Source organism: Pseudomonas sp., assembly GCF_050739655.1.
In the GTDB taxonomy this organism is placed as follows: Bacteria; Pseudomonadota; Gammaproteobacteria; order Pseudomonadales; family Pseudomonadaceae; genus Aquipseudomonas.
The window spans coordinates 1-7,395 of sequence record NZ_JBOIBY010000167.1; the positions used below are offsets into that span (position 1 = coordinate 1).

The following is a 7,395-nucleotide window of genomic DNA, read 5'->3' on the forward strand; positions in this document are numbered from 1 at the left end:
GCATCGTTGTCGGCCTCGGCAAGAGCGGCATGTCCCTGGTTCGCTTCCTGGCGAACCGGGGCGTGGCGTTTGCCGTGGCCGATACGCGGGAAAATCCACCGGAACTGGCCACGCTCAAGCGTGACTACCCGCAGGTGGAAGTGCGTTGTGGCGAGTTGGACGTCGAGTTCCTGTGCCGTGCCGACGAGCTCTACGTGAGCCCCGGCCTGGCGCTGGCGACCCCGGCCCTGCAGGCCGCCGCTGCCCGTGGCGTGAAACTGTCCGGCGACATCGAGCTGTTCGCGCGTAACGCGAAGGCGCCGATCGTGGCCATCAGTGGTTCCAACGCGAAGAGCACCGTGACCACTCTGGTCGGCGAAATGGCAGCTGCGTCCGGCAAGCGTGTCGCCGTCGGCGGCAACCTCGGCACGCCGGCGCTGGATCTGCTGAACGACGAAGTCGAGCTGTACGTGATGGAGTTGTCGAGTTTTCAACTGGAAACCACCGACCAGCTCAATGCCGAAGTGGCAACCGTACTCAACATCAGCGAAGACCACATGGACCGCTACAGCGGTCTGCCGGCCTATCACCTGGCCAAACACCGGATCTTCCGTGGCGCCAAACAGTTCGTGGTCAATCGCCAGGACGCCTTGAGCCGTCCGCTGATGGGCGAAGGGCAGCCGTGCTGGACCTTCGGTTTGACCAAGCCGGACTTCAAGGCCTTCGGTCTGCGTGAAGAAGACGGCGAGAAGTACCTGGCGTTCGAATTCCAGAACCTGATGCCGGTGCGCGAGCTGAAAATTCGCGGCGCCCATAACCAGTCCAACGCCCTGGCAGCCTTGGCACTTGGCCACGCTGTCGGCCTGCCATTCGATGCCATGCTGTCGGCCCTGCGCAACTTCGCCGGGCTCGAACACCGTTGCCAGTGGGTCCGTGATCTGGATGGCGTCGGCTACTACAACGATTCAAAAGCCACCAACGTCGGCGCCGCACTGGCAGCCATCGAGGGCTTGGGCGCGGACATCGACGGCAAGGTCGTGTTGATCGCCGGCGGCGACGGCAAGGGTGCCGAGTTCAATGATTTGCGTGATCCGGTAGCGGCCAACTGCCGCGCCGTCATCCTGATGGGTCGTGACTCCGACAAGATCGGCGAAGCCATCGGCGACGCCGTTCCACTGATTCGCGCAGGCTCTCTGGTCGAAGCCGTTGAACAGTGTCGCGCCGCTGCCCAGCCGGGCGACGTGGTGCTGTTGTCGCCGGCCTGCGCCAGTTTCGACATGTTCAAGAACTACGAAGACCGTGGTCACCAGTTCGTCCAAGCAGTGGAGGAACTGGCATGAATCTGAGAAACATCATCAAGCCATACCCTTCGCCGCTCATCACCGGGCGCGGTATTGACCTCGATTTTCCGATGCTCGCTGGCTGCCTGTCGTTGCTAGGCTTGGGGCTGATCATGATTGCCTCGGCTTCTACCGAGGTGGCTGCGGTGCAGTCGGGCAGCCCTCTGTATTACATGATTCGTCACCTGATCTATGTGGTGCTGGGCCTGGGTGCCTGCATCGTGACCATGATGATTCCCATCGCCACCTGGCAACGCCTGGGCTGGATGATGCTCATTGGTGCCTTCGGCTTGCTGGTGATGGTGATCATTCCGGGGATCGGCCGTGAAGTGAACGGTTCGATGCGCTGGATCGGTTTCAGCTTCTTCAACGTCCAGCCGTCCGAGATCGCCAAGGTGTTCGTGGTGATCTACCTGGCCGGTTATCTGGTGCGTCGCCAGAAAGAGGTGCGCGAAAGCTGGATGGGCTTCTTCAAGCCGTTCATCGTTCTGCTGCCAATGGCGGGCCTGTTGCTGATGGAGCCGGACTTCGGTGCCACCGTCGTGATGATGGGCGCTGCGGCGGCGATGCTGTTCCTCGGCGGGGTCGGGCTTTTCCGTTTTTCCCTGATGGTGGTGCTGGCTGTCGGAGCGGTGGTGCTGTTGATTCAAATGCAGCCGTATCGAATGGCGCGTCTGACCAACTTTGCCGATCCGTGGGCCGACCAGTTCGGTGCCGGTTATCAGTTGTCCCAAGCATTGATCGCGTTCGGTCGTGGCGAATGGCTGGGCGTAGGCCTGGGCAACAGCGTGCAGAAACAGTTCTACCTGCCGGAAGCCCACACCGACTTCGTGTTCTCGGTATTGGCGGAAGAGTTGGGTGCCGTCGGTTCCCTGTGCACTGTCGCGTTGTTTGGCTTCGTTTGTATTCGTGGCATGTACATCGGCTTGTGGGCCGAGAAGGCCAAACAATTCTTCGCGGCTTATGTTGCCTATGGTTTGTCGTTCCTGTGGATCGGCCAGTTCCTGATCAATATCGGCGTAAACGTCGGGCTGTTGCCTACTAAAGGCCTGACGCTGCCGTTCCTCAGCTATGGCGGCAGTTCGTTGGTGATTTGCTGTGCCTGTCTGGGCTTGTTATTGCGCATTGAGTGGGAGAGTCGAACCCACCTTGGCAGCGAAGAAATGGAATTCCATGAGAGCGACTTCGCCGAGGAGCCGAACCATGGGCGCTAACGTTTTGATCATGGCCGGTGGTACTGGCGGCCACGTGTTCCCGGCACTGGCCTGTGCCCGCGAATTCCAGGCGCGTGGTTACACCGTGCACTGGCTCGGCACGCCCCGTGGCATCGAGAACGAGCTTGTCCCGATGGCGGGCATCGAGTTGCACCGGATCCACGCCAGCGGCCTTCGGGGCAAGGGCAAGTTGTCCCTGCTCAAGGCGCCGTTCATGTTGCTCAAATCGGTCTGGCAAGCGCGGGCGATCATTCGTCAGCTGCAGCCAGTCTGTGTGGTCGGATTTGGTGGTTATGTGACCGGTCCTGGTGGCGTTGCCGCCAAACTGGCCGGTGTGCCGGTAATCGTTCACGAACAGAACGCTGTCGCCGGTACCGCCAATCGGTTGCTGGTGCCGTTGGCCGCCCGAGTCTGTGAAGCCTTCCCCGACACCTTTACCCTGTCGAACAGCCGCCGGACCACCGGTAACCCGGTGCGCACCGAGCTGTTCCTCGAAACATCGCGACCCGCCCTGGCTGGTCGCAAGGCGCGTTTGCTGATCCTTGGCGGAAGCCTTGGCGCAGAGCCGTTGAACAAGTTGCTGCCTGAAGCCCTGTCACAAGTCGCCGTCGACTTGCGGCCGGACGTGTTCCATCAGGCCGGCAAAAATCACGATGAAGTGACTGCAGAGCGCTATCGCGCGGCTGGCGTCGAGGCGCAAGTGCAGCCTTTCATCAAAGACATGGCTCAAGCCTATGGCTGGGCCGACCTGGTGGTATGTCGCGCAGGCGCGCTGACCATCAGTGAACTGGCTGCCGCCGGTCTGCCCTCGATGCTGGTGCCTTTGCCCCACGCGATCGACGATCACCAGACCCGCAATGCCGATTATTTGGCCCGTGAAGGCGCTGCTTTCCTGATGCCACAAAGAACGACCGGCGCAGCGGATCTTGCCGCTCGCCTGACAGAGGTCCTGATGCAACCGCAACGACTTGAAGAAATGGCCACTGCGGCCCGTCGCCTGGCCAAACCCGATGCCACCCGTAACGTGGTCGATACCTGCCTGGAGGTGGCCCATGATTGAGAATCAGAAAGCCATGCCGCAACCGGAAATGCGCCGCATCCGTCGCATCCACTTCGTCGGTATCGGCGGCGTGGGCATGTGCGGGATTGCTGAAGTGTTGTTGAACCTGGGCTATGAAGTGTCCGGTTCCGACCTGAAGGCATCGCCTGTGACCGAGCGCCTGGAGTCTTTCGGCGCACAAATCTTTATCGGCCACCGTGCCGAAAACGCCGCTGCAGCGGACGTGCTGGTGGTGTCGAGCGCCGTGAACACTTCCAACCCGGAAGTCGCCACCGCGCTGGAACGCCGTATTCCAGTGGTGCCTCGTGCAGAAATGCTGGCTGAGCTGATGCGCTACCGCCACGGCATCGCCGTCGCCGGTACCCACGGCAAAACCACCACCACCAGCCTGATCGCTTCGGTGTTCGCTGCCGGTGGCCTGGACCCGACATTCGTCATCGGTGGCCGTCTGAATGCCGCGGGCACTAACGCCCAGCTTGGCACCAGCCGCTACCTGATCGCCGAAGCCGATGAAAGCGATGCCAGCTTCCTGCACTTGCAGCCGCTGGTCGCTGTGGTCACCAACATCGACGCCGACCACATGGCGACCTATGACGGCGACTTCAACAAACTGAAAAAAACTTTCGTCGAGTTCCTTCACAACCTGCCGTTCTACGGTTTGGCCGTGGTGTGCCTGGACGATCCGGTGGTGCGTGAAATCCTGCCGCAGGTCAAGCGCCCGACCGTCACCTACGGTTTCAGCGATGACTGCGACGTGCGTGCGATCAATGTGCGCCAGCAAGGCATGCAAACCTTCTTCACCGTGCTGCGTCCCGACCGTGAACCGCTGGATGTCTCGGTGAACATGCCGGGCAACCACAACGTGCTCAACGCGCTGGCCACCATCTGCATCGCCACCGACGAAGGTGTCAGTGATGAAGCCATTGTCCAGGGACTGTCCGGGTTCCAGGGCGTAGGCCGACGCTTCCAGGTTTACGGCGAACTGCCCGTAGAGGGCGGCAATGTGATGCTGGTCGACGACTACGGTCACCACCCGACCGAAGTCGCTGCCGTGATCAAGGCCGTGCGCGGTGGCTGGCCGGAGCGCCGCCTGGTGATGGTCTACCAGCCGCACCGTTACAGCCGCACCCGTGATCTGTACGACGACTTCGTCAATGTACTGGCCGATGCCAACGTGTTGCTGCTGATGGAAGTCTATCCGGCCGGCGAAGAGCCGATCCCGGGTGCCGACAGCCGCAAGCTGTGTAACAGCATCCGCCAGCGCGGCCAGCTCGATCCGATCTATATCGAACGGGGCATCGACCTGGCGCCACTGGTCAAGCCGCTGCTGCGTGCTGGCGACATCTTGCTCTGCCAGGGTGCCGGTGATGTCGGTGGCCTTGCTCCGAGTTTGTTGAAGAGTCCGTTGTTCACCGGCGCCGTGGCTGCGCCGGTCGAGGGGAAGTTGAAATGAATACTGCCTACGCCAACCTCGTTTCCACCCTTGCGCCGAAAGATTTTGGCCGTGTCGCCGTACTTTTCGGCGGCAAAAGTGCCGAGCGCGAAGTCTCCCTGAAATCGGGCAACGCTGTTCTCGATGCGCTGCAAAGCGCGGGTGTGGATGCGTTCGGTCTCGATGTGGGCGATGACCTGTTGCAGCGTCTGCTCAACGAAAAAATCGATCGCGCCTTCATCATCCTCCACGGTCGTGGCGGTGAAGACGGCAGCATGCAGGGCCTGCTCGAATGCCTGGGTATTCCGTACACCGGTAGCGGCATCCTGGCTTCGGCACTGGCCATGGACAAGCTGCGCACCAAGCAGGTCTGGCACAGCCTGGGCATTCCGACGCCGCGTCACGCCGTGCTGAGCAGTGAGGCCGATTGTATTTCGGCGGTCACGGAACTGGGCTTCCCTTTGATCGTCAAACCGGCCCATGAAGGTTCAAGTATCGGGATGGCCAAAGTGACTTCCGCGTCCGAATTGATCGACGCCTGGAAAGCGGCCAGTACCTACGATTCGCAAGTGTTGGTCGAGCAATGGATTCATGGTCCGGAGTTCACCATCGCCACCCTGCGTGACCAGGTGTTGCCTCCAATCGCCCTGGGCACGACGCACAGCTTCTACGACTACGACGCCAAGTACGTGGCCAACGATACCCAGTACCGCATTCCGTGCGGGCTGGACAGCGCCAAGGAAAAGGAACTCATGGACCTCACGGCGAAAGCCTGTGAAGCGCTGGGTATTGCCGGTTGGGGCAGGGCGGACGTGATGCAGGACGCCGAAGGGCAGTTCTGGTTCCTGGAAGTCAACACCGCACCGGGGATGACCGATCACAGCCTGGTGCCGATGGCGGCCCGTGCTGCCGGTCTGGATTTCCAGCAGCTGGTCCTGGCCATTCTGGCAGCCAGTGTTGCCGGTAGCGAAGAGCCAAGAGGTTAAGACCATGCAAGGCGCTCAGCTCAGACATCAGCCCACCGCACCGACCGGCCGCAAGCCGGTACCGCGAGGTGCAAGCCGAATGGTGGCCAAAGAGCCGATGTCTGCGCGCCTGCCGAAAGCCAATTTTGGTTTTCTCAAGAGCCTGTTCTGGCCGGTGCTGCTGGTGGTTTTGGGGTTCGGTACTTACGAAGGCGCGCAGCGTTTGATGCCGTACGCCGACCGACCGATCACCAGGATCAACGTGCAGGGCGACTTGAGTTACATCAGCCAGCAAGCGGTGCAGCAGCGGATCGCCCCTTATGTGGCGTCGAGCTTCTTCACCATCGATCTGGAAAGCATGCGCACCGAGCTTGAGCAGATGCCATGGATTGCCCACGCCGAAGTGCGCAGGGTATGGCCGGATCAAGTGGTGATCCGCCTGGAGGAACAACTGCCCGTGGCCCGCTGGGGCGACGAGTCGCTGTTGAACAACCAGGGGCAGGCGTTCACACCGCGTGAGCTGGCGAACTACGAACACTTGCCACAGCTGTTTGGCCCACAAAGGGCTCAACAGCAGGTGATGCAGCAATACCAGGTTCTGAGCCAGATGCTCAGGCCGTTGGGCTTCTCGATTGCACGCCTGGAACTGCGTGAGCGAGGCAGCTGGTTCCTGACCACTGGCCCAGGCAGCGCGGGCCCCGGGATTGAACTGCTGCTGGGACGTGGCAATCAGGTGGAAAAGATGCGCCGTTTCATTGCCATCTATGACAAGACGCTCAAAGAACAGATTACGAACATTGCGCGCATCGATCTGCGCTACGCCAACGGCCTTGCTGTTGGCTGGCGGGAACCCGTAGCGCCGACGGCAGCTCAACCCGCTGTCGCGAAGAATTAAGAAGAGGCAGGACCCATGGCAAACGTGCAAAGCGGCAAAATGATCGTCGGTCTCGATATCGGCACCTCCAAGGTGGTGGCGCTGGTCGGCGAGGTCGGGGACGACGGCACGCTGGATATCGTCGGGATCGGTACGCACCCGTCCCGTGGCCTGAAAAAAGGCGTGGTGGTGAACATCGAGTCCACCGTGCAATCGATCCAGCGCGCGATTGAAGAAGCGCAGCTGATGGCTGGTTGCCGCATTCACTCGGCATTTGTCGGCGTGGCCGGCAATCACATCCGCAGCCTGAACTCCCACGGCATCGTGGCGATCCGTGATCGTGAAGTCAGCTCCGCCGACCTTGAGCGCGTACTTGACGCTGCCCAGGCCGTGGCGATTCCTGCGGACCAGCGCGTACTGCACACCCTGCCGCAGGATTACGTGATCGATAACCAGGAAGGCGTCCGCGAGCCGCTGGGCATGTCCGGCGTGCGTCTGGAGGCCAAGGTCCACGTGGTCACCTGCGCCGTC

At 61.3% G+C, this 7,395-nt stretch carries 7 protein-coding genes; all 7 read left to right on the forward strand.

Translation table 11 applies throughout. The annotated features are described in order from the left end of the window. Positions 1-2 precede the first annotated feature (2 nt). Positions 3-1,319 carry a UDP-N-acetylmuramoyl-L-alanine--D-glutamate ligase gene (gene murD / locus ACRESJ_RS07895; RefSeq protein ID WP_431757405.1) on the forward strand — a complete coding sequence of 439 codons (1,317 nt, stop codon included), beginning with the start codon at positions 3-5 and terminating at the stop codon, positions 1,317-1,319. After that, a complete protein-coding gene (ftsW, locus tag ACRESJ_RS07900; RefSeq protein ID WP_431757406.1) occupies positions 1,316-2,533 on the forward strand; it encodes a putative lipid II flippase FtsW in 1,218 nt (405 codons plus the stop codon). Before murD ends, ftsW begins: the two co-directional genes overlap by 4 nt. Further along, the gene (murG, locus tag ACRESJ_RS07905; protein WP_431757407.1) at positions 2,523-3,593 is read left to right on the forward strand and encodes an undecaprenyldiphospho-muramoylpentapeptide beta-N-acetylglucosaminyltransferase; all 1,071 of its coding nucleotides are present in this window, start codon (positions 2,523-2,525) and stop codon (positions 3,591-3,593) included. The genes ftsW and murG overlap by 11 nt, the downstream gene beginning before the upstream one ends. Further along, positions 3,586-5,046 carry a UDP-N-acetylmuramate--L-alanine ligase gene (gene murC, locus ACRESJ_RS07910; RefSeq protein WP_431757408.1) on the forward strand — a complete coding sequence of 487 codons (1,461 nt, stop codon included), beginning with the start codon at positions 3,586-3,588 and terminating at the stop codon, positions 5,044-5,046. The genes murG and murC overlap by 8 nt, the downstream gene beginning before the upstream one ends. Next, positions 5,043-6,011: a D-alanine--D-alanine ligase gene (locus ACRESJ_RS07915; RefSeq protein ID WP_431757409.1), complete on the forward strand. Its 969-nt coding sequence runs from the start codon at positions 5,043-5,045 to the stop codon at positions 6,009-6,011. The genes murC and ACRESJ_RS07915 overlap by 4 nt, the downstream gene beginning before the upstream one ends. A 4-nt stretch (positions 6,012-6,015) precedes the next feature. Beyond that, positions 6,016-6,885: a cell division protein FtsQ/DivIB gene (locus ACRESJ_RS07920; protein WP_431757410.1), complete on the forward strand. Its 870-nt coding sequence runs from the start codon at positions 6,016-6,018 to the stop codon at positions 6,883-6,885. 15 nt (positions 6,886-6,900) lie between these two features. Then, a partial coding sequence (gene ftsA / locus ACRESJ_RS07925) for a cell division protein FtsA (RefSeq protein ID WP_431757411.1) occupies positions 6,901-7,395 on the forward strand: 495 nt, incomplete at its 3' end.

Coding starts and splice junctions, on each gene's coding strand:
- ftsW (WP_431757406.1), top strand. CDS start 1,316: ATGAATCTGAGAAACATCATCAAGCCATACCCTTCGCCGCTCATCACC.
- murG (WP_431757407.1), top strand. CDS start 2,523: ATGGGCGCTAACGTTTTGATCATGGCCGGTGGTACTGGCGGCCACGTG.
- murC (WP_431757408.1), top strand. CDS start 3,586: ATGATTGAGAATCAGAAAGCCATGCCGCAACCGGAAATGCGCCGCATC.
- ACRESJ_RS07915 (WP_431757409.1), top strand. CDS start 5,043: ATGAATACTGCCTACGCCAACCTCGTTTCCACCCTTGCGCCGAAAGAT.
- ACRESJ_RS07920 (WP_431757410.1), top strand. CDS start 6,016: ATGCAAGGCGCTCAGCTCAGACATCAGCCCACCGCACCGACCGGCCGC.